This is a genomic window from Pseudarthrobacter lactosi (assembly GCF_055412785.1).
The window spans coordinates 663,811-683,217 of sequence record NZ_JBVAYS010000003.1; the positions used below are offsets into that span (position 1 = coordinate 663,811).

General features: G+C 61.4%; 17 protein-coding genes, 1 pseudogene and 1 riboswitch. Of the genes and pseudogenes, 9 read left to right on the top strand and 9 right to left on the bottom strand.

Going from position 1 to position 19,407, the window contains the following annotated elements:
* The first annotated feature begins 18 nt into the window (after positions 1-18).
* The gene (locus ACZY0Q_RS16670) at positions 19-423 is read left to right on the top strand and encodes a DUF3040 domain-containing protein (RefSeq protein ID WP_463918530.1); all 405 of its coding nucleotides are present in this window, start codon (positions 19-21) and stop codon (positions 421-423) included.
* 109 nt (positions 424-532) lie between these two features.
* On the opposite strand, the gene ACZY0Q_RS16675 is transcribed toward ACZY0Q_RS16670, so the two are convergent.
* Positions 533-826 (bottom strand): type II toxin-antitoxin system RelE family toxin, encoded by a 294-nt coding sequence (locus ACZY0Q_RS16675; RefSeq protein ID WP_463918532.1) that lies wholly within the window; start codon positions 824-826, stop codon positions 533-535.
* The gene (locus ACZY0Q_RS16680) at positions 823-1,098 is read right to left on the bottom strand and encodes a type II toxin-antitoxin system Phd/YefM family antitoxin (RefSeq protein WP_160675034.1); all 276 of its coding nucleotides are present in this window, start codon (positions 1,096-1,098) and stop codon (positions 823-825) included. Before ACZY0Q_RS16680 ends, ACZY0Q_RS16675 begins: the two co-directional genes overlap by 4 nt.
* A gap of 661 nt (positions 1,099-1,759) precedes the next feature.
* On the opposite strand from ACZY0Q_RS16680, the gene ACZY0Q_RS16685 reads away from it, so the two are divergent.
* On the top strand, positions 1,760-4,084 hold the full coding sequence (locus tag ACZY0Q_RS16685; protein ID WP_463918535.1) for a putative bifunctional diguanylate cyclase/phosphodiesterase: 2,325 nt from the start codon (positions 1,760-1,762) through the stop codon (positions 4,082-4,084).
* Positions 4,085-4,351: 267 nt separating this feature from the next.
* Here ACZY0Q_RS16685 and ACZY0Q_RS16690 read toward each other — a convergent pair whose 3' ends face one another.
* Both ACZY0Q_RS16690 and ACZY0Q_RS16695 read right to left on the bottom strand, forming a co-directional pair.
* A complete protein-coding gene (locus tag ACZY0Q_RS16690) occupies positions 4,352-5,641 on the bottom strand; it encodes a hypothetical protein (RefSeq protein WP_463918537.1) in 1,290 nt (429 codons plus the stop codon).
* Between the two features lie 62 nt (positions 5,642-5,703).
* Positions 5,704-7,125: an ATP-binding protein gene (locus ACZY0Q_RS16695; protein WP_463918539.1), complete on the bottom strand. Its 1,422-nt coding sequence runs from the start codon at positions 7,123-7,125 to the stop codon at positions 5,704-5,706.
* 148 nt (positions 7,126-7,273) lie between these two features.
* Here ACZY0Q_RS16695 and ACZY0Q_RS16700 point away from each other — a divergent pair, with 148 nt between their 5' ends.
* Entirely contained in the window at positions 7,274-7,489 is a 216-nt protein-coding gene (locus ACZY0Q_RS16700) for a hypothetical protein (protein WP_463918541.1), read from the top strand.
* Positions 7,490-7,895: 406 nt separating this feature from the next.
* On the top strand, positions 7,896-8,462 hold the full coding sequence (locus ACZY0Q_RS16705) for a recombinase family protein (protein WP_463918542.1): 567 nt from the start codon (positions 7,896-7,898) through the stop codon (positions 8,460-8,462).
* Between the two features lie 345 nt (positions 8,463-8,807).
* Here the strand turns inward: ACZY0Q_RS16705 and ACZY0Q_RS16710 are convergent, their stop codons facing one another.
* Together ACZY0Q_RS16710 and ACZY0Q_RS16715 are read right to left on the bottom strand one after the other, a co-directional pair.
* Positions 8,808-9,251, bottom strand: a complete 444-nt coding sequence (locus tag ACZY0Q_RS16710) for a hypothetical protein (RefSeq protein WP_463918543.1) — start codon at positions 9,249-9,251, stop codon at positions 8,808-8,810.
* Positions 9,248-9,600: pseudogene (locus ACZY0Q_RS16715) on the bottom strand (ArsR/SmtB family transcription factor). The gene ACZY0Q_RS16710 and the pseudogene ACZY0Q_RS16715 overlap by 4 nt, the downstream one beginning before the upstream one ends.
* Positions 9,601-9,827: 227 nt before the next feature.
* Here ACZY0Q_RS16715 and ACZY0Q_RS16720 point away from each other — a divergent pair.
* Both ACZY0Q_RS16720 and ACZY0Q_RS16725 read left to right on the top strand, forming a co-directional pair.
* A complete protein-coding gene (locus ACZY0Q_RS16720; protein ID WP_463918544.1) occupies positions 9,828-12,197 on the top strand; it encodes a bifunctional polysaccharide deacetylase/glycosyltransferase family 2 protein in 2,370 nt (789 codons plus the stop codon).
* Between the two features lie 131 nt (positions 12,198-12,328).
* Positions 12,329-12,922 carry a hypothetical protein gene (locus ACZY0Q_RS16725; protein ID WP_463918545.1) on the top strand — a complete coding sequence of 198 codons (594 nt, stop codon included), beginning with the start codon at positions 12,329-12,331 and terminating at the stop codon, positions 12,920-12,922.
* 263 nt (positions 12,923-13,185) lie between these two features.
* Here the strand turns inward: ACZY0Q_RS16725 and ACZY0Q_RS16730 are convergent, their stop codons facing one another.
* Positions 13,186-14,502: a YibE/F family protein gene (locus ACZY0Q_RS16730; RefSeq protein WP_463918546.1), complete on the bottom strand. Its 1,317-nt coding sequence runs from the start codon at positions 14,500-14,502 to the stop codon at positions 13,186-13,188.
* Positions 14,503-14,680: 178 nt separating this feature from the next.
* Positions 14,681-15,202 carry a hypothetical protein gene (locus ACZY0Q_RS16735; protein WP_463918547.1) on the bottom strand — a complete coding sequence of 174 codons (522 nt, stop codon included), beginning with the start codon at positions 15,200-15,202 and terminating at the stop codon, positions 14,681-14,683.
* A gap of 235 nt (positions 15,203-15,437) precedes the next feature.
* On the opposite strand from ACZY0Q_RS16735, the gene ACZY0Q_RS16740 reads away from it, so the two are divergent.
* Genes ACZY0Q_RS16740 through ACZY0Q_RS16750 form a run of 3 tightly spaced genes read left to right on the top strand, consistent with a single transcriptional unit; the run spans position 15,438 to position 18,343 of the window.
* A complete protein-coding gene (locus tag ACZY0Q_RS16740; protein WP_463918549.1) occupies positions 15,438-15,779 on the top strand; it encodes a metal-sensitive transcriptional regulator in 342 nt (113 codons plus the stop codon).
* A gap of 18 nt (positions 15,780-15,797) precedes the next feature.
* Positions 15,798-16,025: a heavy-metal-associated domain-containing protein gene (locus ACZY0Q_RS16745; RefSeq protein WP_463918551.1), complete on the top strand. Its 228-nt coding sequence runs from the start codon at positions 15,798-15,800 to the stop codon at positions 16,023-16,025.
* Between the two features lie 2 nt (positions 16,026-16,027).
* Entirely contained in the window at positions 16,028-18,343 is a 2,316-nt protein-coding gene (locus ACZY0Q_RS16750) for a heavy metal translocating P-type ATPase (RefSeq protein ID WP_463918553.1), read from the top strand.
* A gap of 108 nt (positions 18,344-18,451) precedes the next feature.
* On the opposite strand, the gene ACZY0Q_RS16755 is transcribed toward ACZY0Q_RS16750, so the two are convergent.
* Positions 18,452-19,198, bottom strand: a complete 747-nt coding sequence (locus tag ACZY0Q_RS16755) for an NlpC/P60 family protein (RefSeq protein WP_463918555.1) — start codon at positions 19,196-19,198, stop codon at positions 18,452-18,454.
* A 3-nt stretch (positions 19,199-19,201) separates the two neighbouring features.
* A riboswitch (cyclic di-AMP (ydaO/yuaA leader) is annotated at positions 19,202-19,368 on the bottom strand.
* Positions 19,369-19,407 lie beyond the last annotated feature (39 nt).

Below are 19,407 nucleotides of genomic sequence, written 5' to 3' on the forward strand. Positions count from 1 at the left end.
CCAGGGCAGGACCGCCTGATGGCACTCACCGAACGCGAACAGCAAATGCTGGAGCAACTGGAGAAACAATTCAAAGAGGACGATCCCCAGTTTGCCCACACAATGGAAACCGACCCCGGCCGCCCCACCTCATCCCTTCGCCGCGTCGTCGGCGGCGTACTTATGACGATTGCCGGCTTCGGGCTCCTACTCTTCGGCCTCGCACTCCCGAACCCCGTTGCCAACCTCATCATCGGCCTGACCGGCTTTGCAGCCATGGTCACCGGACTCTACCTGGCGACCCAAAAGATCTTCGGAAAACAGGCCCCCCGGTTGAAGAAGGTACAAGCCACAGACGGCAGCTCAGCGCCCTCGCCGAAGGAAGAATCAAAGGACACTATCAGTAATGTCGCGTGGTGGTCGCTAATGTTTTGGTGGGTCTAACCGAGTTCACGGCATGAACCATGGGCAAACCGGGAATCGCTGATAAGCGACGTTCGTCAGCCTGAGCTGGGGGAGAGGCGTCCAATTGGCACAACTTCGAAGAATTCGGCTAACGCGGCTTGTAGACGTCCGCACGGTGTTCGATGCGGTGGACGTACAGGGTGTGCTCTTCGATAGCGAGGGTGAACAACACGCGGTAGTCACCTCGGCGTGCGGTGCGCAGGCCAAGAAGTTCGTTGGTGAGGGGCTTGCTGAGCCGGCGAGGATTATCGGCCAGCGCGCCGGTGACGAATTCGACAATTGCGGCGGCAGCCTTCTCCGGCAGCCGCCGAAATCCCTTCAGCGCAGGGCTGGTGACTTCGACTTTCCATGGCCCTTGCCCATTGGATGGCTCCTCGGTCACTTGGGCGGCAATCCAAACTCATGGCGCAGATCATCGCCGCTGACCGTGTTGCCTTCGGCGATGTCGCGCCTCGCCTGGTCCAGGTCTTCGCGGATGCCCGGCTGCGAGAGCCAGTGGATTGTTTCCTGCAGGGATTCCAGGTCGTCGGCAGACATCAGCACGGCTGACGGGTGCCCGTGGCGGGTGATTTGGATGATCTCATGGGTCTTGTCTGCTTCCTCTACAAGAGCGGAAAGCTTGTCCTTGGCTTCGCTGAGCGGTACCGTTCTCATGGTTCAAATATAGCCTGAAGTCCGGCTAATCACTAGCCTGACTTTTAACCGATAATGAAGATATGTAAAGTACAGATATATCGGCGATATATCGTTATCGATTGACAGGTGTCCGGCCTCAGTCTTGTTGGCAAGAGTCTCAATAGACATGGCAATCTACGGATCGGCGGGCTCTGTCTCACCGCACTTGGCAATGCGACTGGCGGACCCGCCACGCGCTACCTGACCATACGCGCCCTGCGATACGCACCCTGCGGCCGCCGAGGTGCATACGGAATTGCCAACTAAAATGAGACGCAGTCGGCATGATCTGTTTCAGTTAACTTGGCAAAACCCCACGTCGGCGTTGCCAACTTTATTGAGACCGGACAACAGGGTCCCCGTCTTGCTGGCTGCACGGATGAGGGACCTTCTACTCCCTCGGTCAAGCCATATAAGACAAAGCTCTTGTTCGGGCGTCCTTGGATCTCCGAGCCTGTCACCCGCCAGTGGCTCGGGGTTGGACTTGTTCTGAATGATTCCGCGCGTCGTTGTGTCATGGCGTTGACCTGCATCTTCGTTACTGCATAGTGGGTGCAAGCACTCGATTGACCCTAGCGTTCAGGAAAATCGATTCCTGTCTTCGAAGAGCGACGACACGCGACAAGCAAGATGGAGATCGATGGTAACCGAAGATCCCGCTGGCATGCCGGGATTCCCTGGGATTGACCGTCGTCGTTCCCGGTTGTGGAGCCTGGGGCTGTTGGCTGTGACCGCGGTCTATTCCGCCGGGCTTGCCTTCCGCCCGGGTGAGGACTTCAGCCCGCTGGTGGACGGATTCCTTGCCCTGCTCACGGTTTGGCTTCCCGCCGCGGCCGGGTGGCTGATCGTGCACCGTGGGAAGCGCAGGCGACCGGAGATCATCCTTGCCGCGGCCGCCTTGACCTGCAACGCTGCCGGGGACACCTATTACGTCCTGATGTCTGCCGCTGGCGAGGACGTTCCCTTGCCCTCGGCTGCCGACGTGGGCTATCTGGGCTTCTACGTGTTGATGCTGGCCACCCTGGCCGTGGTCATCCGGCGCCGGCTGCCCGACATGACCTGGGCGGTGGTCCTCGACAGCGTGGTCGGAGCCCTTGGAGCCTCGGCCGTCCTCGCGGTCATTCTGGACCCCATCCTGAATACAGTCCTCGACGGCCCGCGTTCCCTGGCCATGGCGCTCGGCGCCGCCTACCCTCTTATGGACCTCCTTCTGGTGGCGGCGGTTATTGGAATTGCGGCGACCACGGGGCGCAGCATCGGACGGGGATGGGGCTTGCTAGTCCTGGGTCTGCTCACGTTTACCGGCGCCGACATCGGCTACGCCCTGCTGGAACTGAACAGCGTCTACGTCGTCGGAACCCCTTTGGACGCCTCTTGGGCACTGGGGATTGCCCTGATCGGCATCTGGGTTGTCATACAGGGCAGGAATGACGACGCCGCCATCGAAGCGCCCGTTCCGTCGCAAGCGGTTCCTGCGCTGGCAACTGCCGCCAGTTTGTTGGTCCTGATTTTGGGTACGCAGGTGCGCGTGGCCGTCCTCGCCGTCGTCCTGGCCAGCCTGACCCTGGCGTTGGCGGCCCTGCCGCTGGTTTTCCGGCAGCGGATCCGGCTGGCCGACGTGCAGCGTCAGGCGCGCACCGATGAGCTGACCGGGCTCCCTAACCGGCGAGCCCTGTACGCAGACGTGCCGAATCGACTCGCCGCACGCGGCCGACGGCGCAGTGCTGTGCTGCTGCTGGATCTGGACAAGTTCAAGGAGATTAACGACAGCCTCGGCCACGAGTCGGGCGACGCCCTCCTCGCCCAGGTTGCCGGGCGGCTGTCCGGAGAGCTTCGGGCCGCCGACCTGCTGGCGCGAATGGGGGGCGACGAGTTCGTCATGCACGTCGATAACTGCGGAGTCGAGGAAGCTCCGGCCGTGGCGCTGAAGCTGAGGACTGCGCTGGCCAAACCCTACGATCTGTGCAGCGTCACAGTGCACGTCAACGCCAGCATTGGAATTTCGTGCTACCCAGAACAGGGGAAGGATCTGACGGAGTTGCTGCGCAAGGCCGACATGGCGATGTACACGGCCAAAGCGACGCACAGTGGCCACTTCGTTTACGACGGCGGGGACATCACCTCCGGTACAAACCAGTCCCACACCGCGCAGGCGCTGAACGAGGCCCTGTCCGGGGACCAGTTACTCCTGCATTTCCAGCCAAAGATCGATCTCGGCACGGGGGAGGTCCGGGGAGTGGAGGCCCTTGTCCGCTGGCAACATCCGGACCTGGGGTTACTGCAGCCCAACGACTTCCTGAAACGGTTCGAGGAAGCCGGTATGATGCCAGGTTTGACGGACATCGTTCTGGGCAAGGCCCTGGACCAGGCGGCCGTCTGGGCCGAAATGGGCCGGCCGCTGACGGTGGCAGTCAACCTCTCCGCGCCCTCCATCATTGATTCCGGTCTGCCGGCCCAAATCGGCGCCATGGCCGCAGAGCGTGGATTGTCACCCTCCGTCCTCGTCCTGGAGATCACGGAGGACGTCTTGGTGGGTGACCGTGACCGGGCCCGCGGGGTGCTGGCCTCCCTGCGGAAAATGGGCGTCCGGATCGCCGTCGACGATTTCGGCAAGGGATACAGCTCATTGTCCTACCTGCGGGAACTCCCCATCGACGAACTCAAACTCGACAAATCCTTCATCCTGTCCATGACCGGCGACTCCCGCGCCACGGCCCTGGTGGTTTCGACCATTGACCTGGCCCACAGCCTGGGACTGGACATGACCGCCGAAGGCGTGGAAGACGCAGAGGCCTACCGCGCCCTCAGCGACTACGGCTGCGATCTGGCCCAGGGCTTTTACATGTCAAAGGCCGTCCCCGCGACCGTACTGGACGCCTGGCTCTTGAACCGCCGCCAACAACCACAGACGGACCCCCTGTCCATGCTCCATCCCGGCCCGACACCCGAAGGCGCACGCCCTTGACCCCGGCAGAATTCTTCCTAGCAAGCATTGGCCGAAAAACCAGTCATTAGAAATGTGGGCGGCGCCCAGCCGGTCGCCATCTCGTCGCGACGAACGTCCAGTTCCTAAGAAACGGGAGTTCACGCAGCTACTTCCACTCCCGTGCTTTTAACGCCGATACCGGACGTTACGTAAAGCTGCGGCGGCGGAGGCACCCCTCAGGGCTCATACTGCTATGTCTCGTGGCTTCGACGTTGCGATTACGATGCGGGACCGGTACAGCCGGATTCACGCAAACCGAAGTTCGCGGTCGCCGTATCCAAGCAAGCCTCCGATCATATTCTCGGCCGATACATCGTCCGACCAGTAGAGGATGGAGGGGTCCCATTGATCGAACTGAACTTCCCTGATTCTTGCAAACTCTTCCGGGGCGTCGCCTGGGCCTGATATGTGAACTTCAACCGAAGGCTTATCGCTTTTCCTAACGATGCTGGACGCTCCAAAGCCACCCCACGGCGAGTCAGAAGGGCTAATCCAAATGCTGAGCGCCAGGTCGTCCCTTGCATCAGTCTTCAAAGGAAACCCCGCGGACTCGAGGGCATATGTGTCATCGCGGCAAACAGCTCGAAATTCGCCTATGCGCCGTTCCAACTCCCCTGCATCCAGGTCGATCACCTCGTGGTTTTGAAATCTATTAAATTCAGCCATGTCCTTTGAAATATCCTCCCAAACTTCCCGAAATGGCATGGGCGTCTTTTGATCGCGAATAGGTACTCGAGACGAACGTAGTATGCGCTTTTGCACACGTTCATTCGGGAAAATTATTCCGTCCCGCTGCAATTTGAACATAAAGAGTGGATCGCTTACCGGATGGGAGCCATCGCTGATGAGATTCGCCACGTCAGCTCGGGGCTCCTCGCCGCCCGACAGCCGGATCTCAAGAACGGATGGTGGCCCATTGAGATCTAGAAGAATGGAGTATGGCGTCTCAAGCCCGCTCGCCACGCGTTCGGCCTCGTCCATGCGGCCCCGCAGGACGTGGACGAACTGGACTCTTGCCTCAGCGATTTGCATCTCTCTCGTCCGGAAGTCGGACGACCAGTTGTAGCTATCAAGGTCCAAGACTTCGAGAGATGACCTGAATCGGTTAGATCGGACAGGCCGTGATGGGAGGATGTGCAGGGATGAGAGATGGAGCTGCTCACCGCCTATTTCTGTTTCTGCTCGACTGAGATGCTGGTGCGCGGCATCCCTCTGCTCACTGTCATAGAAGCCGACCCCAGCATGAAACGATCGGTCACCGAGGATGCCCTTTATCGCCAAAAGAGACGGCTTTCGACCTATAAACCCGGAACCCGTTGAGTAGAGAACGTTTGCGGTCTTTTCCGCAATGGTCGTTACCGAGGCAGGGCCTATGCCGTACGAGGCGACGAGAAAGGAGCCCAAGTTTGGGCGAACATGTCGTTCAAACATCACGCTGGCCGCCCGAGGGATCACCCACTGACCGAAGTCTTGAGTCATGCGGCCGAGGATCGCGGCATAGACGAGACCGTTGGTGGGAACGCGAATTGTCGTCACGGACGAGCGATTGTTCGTACTCGTAAACGCGAATCCCTGCTCAACGAGTTGCTCAAGAGCATCTACGGGATCCCCACCACACCAGGCACATTTGCTGCATAACTTAGAAGAGCGTCCGTCTCGATGAAGGTTGGCGTTCCGTCTTCAGTTGGTTCTAGCAGCTCGATAAGGGCAAATAAGATCGAAAGGCTGCCCTTGGTTATATCCTTCACTGCCACTAGAGATGAATGTTCGGACGGAAGATTATCTAGTTTAAGCACCTCTGGCATGCAGGCAGCAGACCACAACGGAATGTGATCGAGGCTTCTTAGCCATGGATCGAGCGCACGCAGTGAGTCGGACGTTGACGTTTTTCGGTCCACATCGTTCATCACGGTTCGCCATAGAAGATCACGCCGACGATCGTGAAACCAAGCTATGGTTTCGTGGTTTTGGACGAAGACCTGATGCTGCAGGAGTTCCTCCCGCAATGTTGACCAAGCGTGCTGATCCACTCCCAAAACCGCGCGGATGAAGTCGTCCGGTGGACATTCTGTAAAAATGGCGAGCTTTCGCGCGGCCACCTTCGCATGGACTGAAAGCCGGCTCCACGACATCTTCATTAGTTCGCTGAAGGCCCCACGACCATCAATATTCTCGATGGGCTCCCCTAACTGAACTGCCGCAATGGCCTGGGCTACGAAGAGTGGGTATCCGCTAGTCACGCGCAGGAAGATCTCTGGTGACGGGAGAGCGATGCCAGCATCGTGTAGCCAAGCCGATATCCCTCTGGCATCGAGTGGCGGGATTGTTAGCGTGAGGGCTCCGTTCATGGTCAGTTGTGAACGCAACTCGGCGTCGTTTTCACTAGTGCTCCAGCCTGCAACGATCCGCACTCGAGGGGGAAGTAGTTCGGCTACATCGGCCAGTATTCGTTTATCGCTTTCTGATAGCCGCTCCGCTCGATCGAGAAAAATGACGATTTGGTTGTCCGTGAATTCCGAGATCTCACGGGCAAATGTGAGAACAACTTCGACTGTCCCGAGCTCGGTCGAGTTTTGCAGTCGTTGTTGCAAGGCCTCATCCCCTAGCTCAAAGATCTCTCTTGTCATGCGGCCAATAGAGTCACCGAACTCATCGCCCAGCTGGGACTTCAGAACGCCCAGGAGTTCCGTGCCTACTGCCCGCGCAATTTCCTTGCCGCCAATAGCAGCAAGTCGTTTGGACGTCCTTTTGATGAAGTCAGCAGCGGCCTGCACGCCGCTCCGATCAGCCAGATGTGCGTCCAATACCACTGCAAGTTGACGTATAAGCGCGTTGTGAAGCGCCCCTGGGGCACGTTGGAGGTCCGCTACGGGTGTCCGAATCACGCCCGATTGGAGCCGCTCTGATGCTGCACTCAGAACAGCGGACTTTCCAATGCCGGAGTCTCCTGCAACAACTACGAATGAGGCAGAAGACCCGCAGATCTCCTCTATCTCGTTTTCACGACCGTATATCGTCATGATTCAATCCTTCCTGAAAAAAGTGCGACCCTTACGGATGACCCGCCGCTTTGCTGTCAGCGGGTTCGGAATGCCTTACTTGCCCGCGCCATCGGGACAGGATCTCCGCCACGCCGGGCTGGAGTGAAGCACTCGCTGTAGCGGTGCCATGGCCACCGGACCTGCCGCAGCCCTAAAAATCGTGGACCGCCTCGTTGCCTATGGCGCCCTCCGCCGCTCACACCTGCTGCCCAGCATCAGAGGAGAGCTGCTCACCAAGCTTGGGAGAACCGATGAAGCCAAAACCGAACTGCTGCAGGCGGCCGCACTCACCGCCAACGAACAACAAAAAGCAGTCCTGCTCGCCAAGGCCGTCACTCTCTAATCCTGCCAAAGATGCCTGTGCCTGCAGAGAACCCGCGATGCAGGATCCAGCGCGGAGAAGCAGGCCGCCCCCGCCCACAAGCGGGGACAATCCTCGTGGGTTATCCACCGCTCCTGCAGCCAGGGAGCTACCCCACCTGCTCCCAACTCCAGCCGTGGATAAGCCGAATTGCCCCCAGCCAGGGACGGCCCCAAGTCGCCTTAGTTCGGCGTTCACGCAGCAAAGGAAAGGTCCGAGCTTGGACTACTGGTAAGTGTGCATATTCGATCTCAAACTATTCCCACCGACGGAAGAAGCTATTCGTCGGCTTAGGGCGCCCGCCACCCTGACAATGGGCGGTAGATCTTGACTTCCATGTAGGACAGGCCTAGAACTCAACCTCACAGGCGAGGTTTGGAGGCTACGGGTGAACGGACAGCGGATCGGGTACGTGCGGGTCAGCACGATGGACCAGAACGAGAAACGCCAACTCGAAGGCCAGATTCTGGACCGGGTCTTTACGGACAAAGCATCCGGAAGGGACACGGCCAGACCCGAACTTGCCGAACTGCTACGCTTCGCCCGGGACGGCGACACTGTGGTGGTGCACAGCATGGACCGGCTGGCCCGGAACCTGGATGATCTGCGGGCTCTCGTCCAGGGACTCACCCGCAAAGGAGTCCGCGTAGAGTTCGTCAAAGAGAGTCTGGTCTTCACCGGCGAGGACTCGCCCATGGCCAATTTGATGCTGTCCGTAATGGGTGCTTTCGCAGAATTCGAACGCTCTCTAATAAGGGAGCGGCAGCGGGAAGGAATTGCCCTGGCCAAGCAGCGCGGAGCCTACAAAGGACGGAAGAAAACACTCTCCCCTGAACGGGCCGCCGAGATGGTGGAGCGCGCCGGCACCGGGGTCCCGAAAGTCGTGCTGGCCCGTGACTACGGAATCAGCAGGGAAACTGTCTACCAGTACCTGCGCCACGCCAGGCTGGAATGACCCCTTTCTCTCCCGTTCTAACGTCGCTACCCTAAGCGGCTCGCTGACTTTACAGAATATCAATTATCGGCGTCAAAACAACGGGAAAGAAGTAGCTGCGAGAAGTCCTGTTGTGGCTTGCCAGCCTTGGTGGCGAATTGCCAAACGATCTGGCGAATTTTGCCAAGTTAGCGGATCGCGGGTTCCGACCGGTCGCCCGAGCAGTGAATGGTGCGCGGTAGACCGAGTCGCCGCGTGGCCTCGGCGTCGCAGCCCGACCCTGAACTCCGCTGAAAGAACTTTTCGCCAACTTCAGTGGCAACGCGAGCCGCTCGAGGTCTTCTCATTCAGGCGCGTTCTTCCGGCTCAACTGCCTGCACCTGGCCAGCAAGGGCCACCCAAATTCCCGCTTCGGCACGATCCTCGCTTGCCAACTGGGTAGTCAGTCTTGCCAACTAAGCTGGCAAGCCACACCTGTCCGTGCCCATTCGAGATGTCAACTTTCGCATCAACGTCATAGTCGGCAAGCATCAGGAAATCCCGCTCCAGCAGACTCTCGAAGCCACATGTGAGCACGTCGTGCTGGACTACCACGAACCCTCGTAATTCCGTTTGGCGGGCCAGGAATAGAAGGAACGGACCGGCAGCGAAGATTCCAAGCGCAGCGATGTCCAAGCCGACACCACCGGCCCACAGAGCCGCGACCGACTCAATGACGTTGCAGGTGATGGTCGTTGCCGCGAACAGCCTGATCCTCCGGGACAGAACCGCGCGGCGCTCGTGGCTTGGTGTCTGCACCACAGCGGTCATGCGAAGCACTCCCCGTCCGGAGCGCAACAGGACGGATCTACGGCCAGGACAACACCGATCAGATCTTTGATCGCGTGGCCCAGCCGGGCGTCGGCCAGTTGGGACAACACCGATCAGATCCTTGATCGCGCGGCCCAGCCGGGTCGTCGGCCAGTTTGTACCGGGTCCGACGCCCGTCAGGGACGGCAACTACCAGGCCACCGCCGCGCAGGCACGTCAGGTGGTTGGACATGCTCTGCCGTGAGACGCCAAGTACGTCGGCAAGATCTGACTGGTAAGACGGAGCGTCGGAGAGGGTCAGGAGGATCCGTACGCCGGGTCCAAAACAGCTCCTGAGCAAGGGCGCCAAGCACGGCTGATTTCAGCAAGTAGCGCGCTGAAAAAACTCGAGTACCTGCTACGCATGTGTACCTGTGTCTGGCGCAACTAGGTTCCTAGGTACGGTGACACTTCGGAGCGGCTGGCTCCGCGGCACCAGGTTGGCGGCAGATCTAACCCGTTCTGCTTCCCCCTTGGGGGTCACTTGCCTGATGCTGTCAGGTTGCCCTGCACATACCGCCACCACGCGAGGCATGAATGAGAAAACCAGCCGCTCCTCTTTCAACTGCCCCGGCACCGGTATTCTTCGACGCCAGCGGAAATCGCTGGCGCCTGGTCCTGACCGTTCTGTTTACCGCCGTGATGTTGATGGTCCTTTCGCTGGTTTCAATCCTCCCCGCGGTGACGGCCCCGGTACGGCATGGGGACCGCAACCAGGCAGCCAGCTATCCACGGCTATTGCTGGCGCAGCAGGACCTGGAGAACATCCCGAAGATCGGCTACCGAGAAGGCGCCGCCATTTTTCACCGGATAGCGCTGGTAGAGCGCAAGGATGGCAAGGTCCTGCTCAAGGATCCCTTCAGCGACACCGTCTGGCGGGAAACCACCGCTGACGAGGCGGCCGTTATTGGTAGCAGCCCCTACGTGGTGGAGGCCTACGGCCAGCCGCTGAACAAGACGCTCATGCTGACCTTCGATGACGGGCCCGATCCGCTCTTCACCCCGCAACTCCTGGACCTGCTCTCCCGCGAAGGCGTACCGGCAACGTTCTTCCCGGTCGGAGACAACATCATCAAATACCCGGACATCTTCCGCCGCATCGTCCGTGAGGGGCATATGGTTGGCAACCACACAATGTCCCACGCCGATTTCTGGGCCCACGACGACACTTATAACCGCCAACAGATCATTGGCACGGACCGGGTCATTCGGGCTACGGAGAATTACGAAACCCGGTTGTTCAGGATCCCCACCGGCAATCCGGAAAACAATACCCTCGCGCTTCTGCAGGCCCAGCAGCTGGGGTACCTCAACATCAACATGGAGCTAGATACGAGGGACTGGGAGCACGCCCCGGGAGTGCCCATCGAGGTACCGCAACTGAACGGCGAAGGGCACGTCGTGCTGATGCACGACGCCGGAGGCGACCGCGCCACAACGATCAAAATGCTCGAAGCCTTCATCCCGCAGGCCAAAGCACAGGGCTACACGTTCACTACTGTCCAGCCCCTGCTACCGACCGAGTATGTGCCGCGGCCCAGCGCGCCCGCCAGTGTAGAGGACACCATGACCCTCGCGGCACTCACAACCTACCTGGTCACGCCGAACGTTGTCCTCAACTGGTTGTTCTGGTTCGGCATCGGCTCCATGACCATCCTGACATTCCTGTTCGTTGTGCTGGCCGTGATCAACAATTCCCGGCAGAAACGACGCCACTGGGACGCCATCGACGAAAAGGACTGGCCGTTCGTCAGCGTCGTCCTTCCCGTCTTCAACGAGGAACTCGTCGTGGCCAGAACCCTCGATGCCCTGAGAGCCAGCGATTACCCCCGCATGGAAGTGGTCGCGATCAACGACGGGTCAACGGACGGCACCCTCGCCGTCCTCACGGACTACTCCCGGACGTGGCCCAACCTTCGCGTCATCGACCAACCGAACGGCGGCAAATCAGCTGCCAGCAACAATGGAATCGCCCACTCCCGCGGGGAAGTAGTTGTCACGCTCGACGGCGACACACTTTTTGAACCGCAGACGATCAAGATGTTCGCTCGCCATTTCCTGGCCCCCCGGCAGGGCAAAGAGGTCGGGGCCGTGGCAGGGCACGTCAAAGTCGGAAACCGCCGCAATCTCATCACCGCATGGCAGAGCCTGGAGTATCTTTCCGGTATCTGCGTCACCCGCATGGCCGAGGGCCTCATGGGCGCGATATCCATCGTTCCGGGCGCCTGCGCCGCGTGGCGCCGGGAGGCCCTGGTCAGGGCCGGCGGCTACTCCCATGACACGCTTGCCGAAGACGCTGACCTCACGCTTTCACTTCAAAGCCTTGGCTACAGCATCGTCCAGGAAAACGAGGCCGTCGCCTGGACGGAAGCACCGCTGACAATCCAAGGCCTGTTCAAACAACGGCTCCGGTGGACCTACGGCAATTTCCAGACCCTGTACAAGCACCGCTCAATGCTCTTCAACCCCAAGTACAGGGCGCTCGGTTTGCTCACCATGCCCTATGCGCTGATCTCAGTCATCGTCCCGCTGATCTTCATGCCCCTGACAGTCATCGTCGCCATCAATAGCCTGATACACGGAGAATGGCAGGCCATCGCAATCTTCTCGGCGTTCGTCGCCGCAACTCATATGATCATCTCGATTGTGGCCATCCTGATGGTCCGCGAGAGCCTCCTCCACCTCCTCATGGTGCCGATCTACAGGCTGATCTACGAACCACTGCGCGCCTACGTGGTGTTCGGCTCGGCGATCATGGCCCTGCGCGGCACAGCGGTGGGCTGGTACAAGCCCGAACGCACGAACAGTGTCACACTCCCTGCCATGCCGGGGCCGCTCCTCCCCCACGCTTCCCCCGCTGTTGTGGCGGCATCACCCGCACCGCGAACCCTGCAGGATTCCCTATAGCGACGTTGAGCAGGAACCGGCACCTTTCGCGGAGGGGCAGGCAAGGCCTTGACTTATTCGCCCTAAGAACGGGCCAGGGGCGCACTACGGTTCGCAGGACAAACGGCAGGACCTACTGGAGGAGGCAAGGAATGCCCACCAAATTCACTTCGACTGCAGGATTACTCCTCATAGTCGTGGCGGCAGTAGCCTGCGTGAGCCCTGCCTCCCGGGCAGCCGGTGAAACTGTTCATTCGAAGGTCTTTGTCACGGCCTACACCTGGTACGACAACACTCCTGCGGGCTCGCCCGCGATCAGCCATCCCGTCCTGCACGATGAGGCCGGCGGAACAGGAACATATGAGGATCCAGTTACCCTCGCCGTCGGGCATTCCAAAAAGACCGGGGAGGACGTCCTTGATATCCCGGCAGGCACGCGCATCTACCTGCCCGATGTGCGGCGCTACTTCATCGTAGAAGACACCTGTGGAGACGGACCGGCCCCGGAAAACGGCCCCTGCCACATCGGCGCGGACAAAAACGGTGGTGATTCCCTGTGGATTGACATGTGGATCGGCGGCCAAGGAGAAAGCGCGTCCTTTGCCCGCAACTGCACGATAACCGCCACGGGGGTCTTTGCGGCGGTAATCGACCCTGCAAAGAACTACGTCGTGGCCCCCGGGTCCGGTGTGATCCACGACGGCAAATGCGACGCAGGCTACGGCAGCAACCTCATTGTCCGGTAGGCCAGGGGCTGAGTGGGCCACTACAGTCGCCTGTCTCTCCGAGAACCGGTCGGACGCCTAAGAGGCCACCATAGGTAGGCGGTTCGTGCACGCGTCTTCCGGTCACCCGCCCACCGATCAACTGCCCCGGAAGTCCCAGAGACCTCGAACGTCTCAGACTTTGGAGAGCCGGCCATGAAGGACTATTCCAGTAGAATCTCGCAGTCGGAACTGTCACCACCATGTAGGGGACCCCGGAAAAGATAGCCAAAACCGCGGCCTGATCAGATAAGCGTTCGATCCTTTCCCGCCGCGTGGTTCCGGGAACCGTTCGCACCTGCGGAACGGGCCCAAGGGAAGGAGCTCCGGTGCCCTGTTGCCTTGACTACCAGCACGGCGAGCACGGTGGTGACAGGGATAGCAAGTACCAGTCCTACTGAGCCGACCAGGGTCCGAACCACTTCCTCCGACATTTCGGCACTTGTCAGTGCCTCCCCCAGGGGCCGGTCGTAGAGCATCACAAGGATCATGATGGGTAAGGCGGCCCCCGCGTAGGCGAACGCGATGGTGTAGACCGTGGAGGCGATGTGATCGCGGCCGATACGCATGGCAGAGGTGAAGAGGTTGCGCGCGGACGTTTCCGGAGCGAGTTCGTAGAGTTCCCACACGGCAGATGATTGCGCAATGGTGACGTCGTTCAGCACCCCGAGTCCGGAAATGATGAGCCCGCACAGGATGATGCCGGAGATGGAGATGTTGCCCGAAATGTTGGACAGGACCGAGGCCTCGAAGCTTCCGCTACCTGACAGATTCGCCGCGTCCGTTGTCCAGGCCGCCAGCAGCGCGGTGATGCCCAACCCGAACATTGTGCCCAGAAGTGCGGTGGACGTTCGCGCGGAGAACCCGTGCGCGAAGTACAGCATGCCGATCATGATCACGGTCGACCCTACGACTGCGAGCAGCAGCGGGGGTTTGCCTTCCACCAGGCCGGGGAGCATGAAACCGGCCAGAACAGCGAATGCGCCCACCAGTCCAACCAGAGCCCGGAGCCCGCGCCAGCGAGCCACGGCGACCACCACAACGGAATACAGGACGGCCAACAGAAAAATCGGCACGGTACGGACGAAGTCGACGAAAATGAACCGGGGTGTGGCCTGCTGCCCGGCGCCGGTGCCTACGGATGCCGTCAAGTCCACGTAGCTGATGTTGTCTCCGGCCTTTACCCCGTGGGACTTCGCGACGTCAGGGTTGATAATCACCTTGACCGGGCTGCCGCCTTTATCCGGCTCGGTAAACGCAAACACACATTCGGAGGCGCCCTGCCCGCCGGCATCCGGGTTTGCTCCCTGCGTACAGCTTTCCTGAACCACGCGTTGGATCTTGCCGGTTTCAAAGGTAGCGCCGGGCGCACCGGCGTACGGGTTGGCAAGGGTGAGACCTTCCCTGCCCCCGGAGGGCCACATCAGGATCATGGCGGCCAGCGTCAGCAGAGCCAGTGGCACCAGGACGGCGAAAAGCAGCCGGTTTGCCCGACGCCTCAGGGCCACCGCCCCCGGTGACGGATCCGGCTCGGTAAGTGAGTGGGTGTGTCCGTGGCCCATCAGTAGTTCAACCTCACGCAGTGAACTCTACGGCTCAAGGGATTCCTTTCCCGCCGTGACAATTGTCGGGGCGCCGGTCATGACGTCAGGAGAATCCTGGACCGAAGGGAGGCGCCGGCAGCTGAGGCTGTGTTGTGCCAGCCCCGTTTAGCACGTGTGTCGCACGTCCTGCCCACTGTCATTCGCCCTGGTGAGGCTGCGGCTGAGCGGCGGAGCCGTGTCCTTTCCCGGGTTCCTCTGTCAGCTCCAGGCCCGGACTGGCTCCCCGGCTCCGGACTGTCCTCAGGATCGTGGCTGCAAGCAGGCCGGCCGCCATGGTGATGAGTGCCCCGAGGCCGATGTAGAACAAGGCGGGCGCGATGGCTGGTGCGGCCGCAGAGGCGTCAGCGGCCGCGGTAATGACCCACCAGTACCCGGCTGTTGCTGCTGTCCAGATCGCGCCGGCGCTGCTGACGAGCCAGGACAATGGGGAGAACCATCTGGGGCCGGCACTGTAGGAGAGCGCCACGGCCAGGGTCCCGGTTCCTGCCGAAGCCAGGACAAGGCCGCCAAAGATGAACCGGCCTGCCAGAATCCCCACCAGCAGGCAGGCTGCGCCGATCAGGACAAGCCGTCGGGCCGGAAGCGGCATCCTCGTGCTGCCAGCTGGCACCACTCCAGGAGGCGTGGTGAGGGAAACTTCGTGATTGTCGCTGGGCATACGGTTCTGTAATCCTCACGGGTTGGCGACAATGCTTGGCATGATCGCATCAGGCTGGCGGTTTTCTCAGCGTCCTCCCCATGCTGACACACCGATGTCTCCGGCATTGCCGTTTGTCACAGGAGACTTCAGCTTTCGGGTCAGTCCTAGCACCTCTCTGCAGGCGCAAAACGTGCAGACGCGTATACCTAAACTGTAGTTGCAAGTATACCCCCTAGGGGTATAAAGTATTTGTATGCATGAAGGAATTTCCATCAGCCAGGACGCTGTTGAGACCACCCCCGCCGTCGTGGCGGCCGACCACGGGTACACCAGCGAGAAGGAAGCGTATCTGCGCCGGCTTAAACGCATTGAGGGGCAGGTGCGCGGCATCGCCAGGATGATCGATGAGGACTCGTACTGCATCGACATCCTGACCCAGGTCGCGGCCGTGAACAAAGCTCTGCACGCGGTCAGTCTGGGCCTGCTTGAAGAACACATTGGCCACTGCGTCGTCAACGCCGCGGCCGAATCCGACGAAGCCGGCGGGGCGAAAGTCAAGGAAGCAACAGAAGCCATCGGGCGTCTGCTGCGCTAGCAACGAAGGGGAATCGCCATGAGCATCAACACAACGGTCAACATCTCGGGCAAGGACTGCAGCCACTGCGTGGCCTCCGTCACCGAAGAGCTTCAGAAACTCGACGGCGTCAAGGACGTAGCCGTCCAGCTGAACAAGGACGGACTTTCGGTTGCCACCATCACCTCTGCGTCCGAACTGGAGCCTGAACAGATCAGCGAAGCCATCTCGGAAGCCGGCTACGTCCTGGTCAGCAGCGGGGCCTAAGGATGGCCGCCGAAACCTTCACCAAGTCCCGCATCATCGAACTCGACATCGAAGGCATGACCTGCGCCTCGTGCGTCGCCCGGGTCGAACGCAAACTTGGCAAACTCGACGGGGTCGAGGCCAGCGTGAACCTTCCGTTGGAATCCGCACAGGTCACCGTTCCGGACTCCATCACGGACCAGCAGATCATCGATGCGGTCACAGCCACCGGCTACTCGGCACGACTCAAAGTAACCCCCGGGACAGGCGAAGGACGCGGCCTGGGGCCTGAGTCTGACCCGGCCCTGACTGGTCTGAACGATGAGGCTCAGCCCGCCGCTGCAGCAGCCGCCGCCCTGCGTCCGAGGCTGTTGCTCGCTGCTATTTTCACCCTGCCGGTAGTGATCATTTCCATGGTCCCGGCAGCGCAGTTCCCGAACTGGGGCTGGGTGGCCTTCGCGCTGAGCCTGCCCGTGGTCAGCTGGTCCGCATGGCCCTTCCACCGTGCTGCGGCGGTCAATGCCCGGCATCTGGCATCCACCATGGACACCCTGGTATCGATCGGTGTGAGTGCCGCCTTCCTGTTTTCGGCCTGGCAACTCTTCGCGGACCCTGCCCTGACCGAGCACCCGGGCATGGACATGAGCGCCCATGCCCTGTACTTCGAGGTCGCCGCCGTCGTCACGACATTCCTGCTGCTGGGCCGGTACCTGGAAGCCAGTGCGAAACAGCGTGCGGGCAACGCGCTGCGGGCGCTGCTGAATCTGGGGGCGAAGGAAGCAACAGTTCTCCGCAACGGGGTCGAGACCCGGATCCCTGCCGACCAGTTACGGCCCGGCGATGTCTTCGTCGTCCGCCCGGGCGAAAAAGTCCCCACTGACGGATACGTCATCGAAGGCCAAAGCGCCGTGGACACATCCCTGATCACCGGTGAATCACTTCCGGTGGAAGTCGGCGTCGATGACACCGTCATCGGGGCGACGATCAACACGAACGGGCGGCTGCTGGTCAAGGCAACCCGTGTGGGCAGCGAAACCACGCTCGCGCAGATGGGAAAGCTGGTCAGCCAGGCCCAGAGCGGCAAGGCCCCGATTGCCCGGCTCGCTGACCGGATCAGCTCAGTCTTCGTCCCCGTCGTCCTCGTCATAGCAGCCGCGACCTTCGCGGTATGGTACTTCTCCACCGGTGACCTGCAGTCCTCCTTTACCGCCGCGGTCGCGGTCCTGGTGATCGCCTGCCCCTGCGCCCTGGGCCTGGCCACGCCCACGGCACTGCTGACCGGGACCGGACGCGGCGCGCAGCTGGGCATCCTCATCAAGGGCCCGCAGGTCCTCGAAGACACCCGGACCGTGGACACCATCGTGCTGGATAAGACCGGAACGGTAACCAGCGGACAACTTTCCGTTTCCGCCGTGCAGTCCTTCACCTCGACGACCGGGGAGGAGATCCTTGCCCTGGCAGGAGCCGTCGAAGCCGCCAGCGAACACCCGATCGCCCACGCCATCGCCCGCGCAGCCAAGGCCAACGCACCGCTGCTGCCCGTCACAGCCTTCGACAGCGCACCGGGTGGGGGCGTGCGCGGGACCGTGGACGGCCGACGGGTGGTTGCCGGCCGGGCCGGCTGGCTGGAGGATAACGGCATCACTCCCGCCGCGGACAACTACACGGCGCTGCGGTCAGAGGAGGAAGCCGGCGCGACCGTCATCTGGGTCGGCATTGATGGTGAACCCGAGGGAATCATCAGCCTCACCGACACGGTCAAAGAAAGATCTGCGGCCGCGATCGGACGGCTGAAATCCCTAGGGTTGCGGCCCGTCCTGCTGACCGGGGATAACGCCTCGGTCGCCTCCACCGTGGCAGCGCAGGTGGGCATCCCGGCAGAAGACGTGTTTGCTGGAGTACTTCCTGAAGGCAAGGTGGAGGCAATCCGCCGGCTGCAGGCCGGCGGAGCTATCGTGGCGATGGCCGGCGACGGCGTGAATGATGCAGCCGCCTTGGCTCAGGCTGACCTGGGCATCGCAATGGGCAGCGGCACCGACGTTGCGATTGCCGCCGCGGACCTGACAGTGATGGGAAGCGACCTGGGCCAGGTCGCGGACGCCATCGAGCTCTCCCGGCGGACGCTGGCCACGATCAAGACCAACCTGTTCTGGGCGTTTTTCTACAACGCCGTCGGCATTCCGGTCGCGGCCCTCGGTCTGCTCAATCCGATGATCGCAGGGGCCGCAATGGCAGCCAGCTCCGTCCTGGTTGTCACCAACTCCCTACGGCTGCGCCGCTTCACCGCTCAGAAGGCCTCCGACGCCCCGACCAGGCTGGCACTGGTACCCGTCCGCTGATCAGCGCCGGGGTGCCTGCCGCGGGATGTCCAATCCGTCGGTGGGCATGGAGAAGGCCGGTGATGCGTTGCCCCCAAGGCAGCGAATCACCGGCCTTCACGTTGTTGGTTACCCGGCGCGAACGAAGGTGACTGAGCCTTTGGCTGTCATCCATGTCAGGGGGTGGACTGCGGTTTCGTTCTTGCCGTTCAGTCCGGAGCTGAGGACCTGGCCGTTGCCGACGTAGATACCCACGTGTCCGGGCTGCATGACCATGTCCCCGGGCTGGGGGTCCGTGACGACGGTGCCGTAGTTCATGAACTGCATCGGTCCAAGGTCCCCGACGGGAATCCCTGCGGCGTTAAGGGCGTTTTCCACCAGTCGTGTGCAGTCCTGGATCATGCCGATCTGGGCGTAAGCGGCAGAAACCATGGTCGCGTTCACGCCGCCAGCGGCCGGAGCGGCCACTGGCGCAGCAGCAGGGGCTACGGTGATCGTGGCTTTCGCCGGGGCGGCGGAAGCTGCCGGCGCGGCAGGTGCGGCAGCAGGCTTGGGTGCCTCCACGACCGGGGCCGGTGTGGTGCTGACGTCGGGACGCTCATAGGAGATCCTGACCGTCGCGTCGGCGCTGAGCGGCGCCGGGGCCTGACTGGTGACCTCAAGGTTTGAAGCCGGTTCAGCATCGCGCTGCGCGGGGGCGTCTGCGGCCTGCGCGGCGATGCCGCTGGTCAGGACCAGGCCGGATGCAGCAGCGATAACGGCCGCCTGACGGCCTACACCTCCGGCATTGTCAGCGACGGTCCTGGACAGGGCCGCGAGCGGGCTCGTCTGGACGGTGACCGCGCGGTGGCGGCCGTGAGTTCTGCGAATGGACATGAAGTGGCCTCTCCCAATGCCTGCGAGGTGAGCTGTCGGATTCGGATGGGAGACACCCGGCCGCGGTCCTGCACAAAGTGCAGTACAGCGGCTTCACCCCAAGGCCTGCCCGAAGCAGGCCACTAATTGGGTTCCCCGTCTCTGCCGGACGAAATATGCGATCGGATCCCGGGCAGCGGCAGAGTTAGGCAATCAGCGCGGGAGTGCCG

Excerpts from the sequence above, each read along its gene's own strand:
- ACZY0Q_RS16670 (WP_463918530.1), top strand. The coding sequence starts at position 19 with ATGGCACTCACCGAACGCGAACAGCAAATGCTGGAGCAACTGGAGAAA.
- ACZY0Q_RS16680 (WP_160675034.1), bottom strand. The coding sequence starts at position 1,098 with ATGAGAACGGTACCGCTCAGCGAAGCCAAGGACAAGCTTTCCGCTCTT.
- ACZY0Q_RS16685 (WP_463918535.1), top strand. The coding sequence starts at position 1,760 with ATGGTAACCGAAGATCCCGCTGGCATGCCGGGATTCCCTGGGATTGAC.
- ACZY0Q_RS16695 (WP_463918539.1), bottom strand. The coding sequence starts at position 7,125 with ATGACGATATACGGTCGTGAAAACGAGATAGAGGAGATCTGCGGGTCT.
- ACZY0Q_RS16700 (WP_463918541.1), top strand. The coding sequence starts at position 7,274 with ATGGCCACCGGACCTGCCGCAGCCCTAAAAATCGTGGACCGCCTCGTT.
- ACZY0Q_RS16710 (WP_463918543.1), bottom strand. The coding sequence starts at position 9,251 with ATGACCGCTGTGGTGCAGACACCAAGCCACGAGCGCCGCGCGGTTCTG.
- ACZY0Q_RS16720 (WP_463918544.1), top strand. The coding sequence starts at position 9,828 with ATGAGAAAACCAGCCGCTCCTCTTTCAACTGCCCCGGCACCGGTATTC.
- ACZY0Q_RS16725 (WP_463918545.1), top strand. The coding sequence starts at position 12,329 with ATGCCCACCAAATTCACTTCGACTGCAGGATTACTCCTCATAGTCGTG.
- ACZY0Q_RS16730 (WP_463918546.1), bottom strand. The coding sequence starts at position 14,502 with ATGGGCCACGGACACACCCACTCACTTACCGAGCCGGATCCGTCACCG.
- ACZY0Q_RS16735 (WP_463918547.1), bottom strand. The coding sequence starts at position 15,202 with ATGCCCAGCGACAATCACGAAGTTTCCCTCACCACGCCTCCTGGAGTG.
- ACZY0Q_RS16740 (WP_463918549.1), top strand. The coding sequence starts at position 15,438 with ATGCATGAAGGAATTTCCATCAGCCAGGACGCTGTTGAGACCACCCCC.
- ACZY0Q_RS16745 (WP_463918551.1), top strand. The coding sequence starts at position 15,798 with ATGAGCATCAACACAACGGTCAACATCTCGGGCAAGGACTGCAGCCAC.
- ACZY0Q_RS16750 (WP_463918553.1), top strand. The coding sequence starts at position 16,028 with ATGGCCGCCGAAACCTTCACCAAGTCCCGCATCATCGAACTCGACATC.
- ACZY0Q_RS16755 (WP_463918555.1), bottom strand. The coding sequence starts at position 19,198 with ATGTCCATTCGCAGAACTCACGGCCGCCACCGCGCGGTCACCGTCCAG.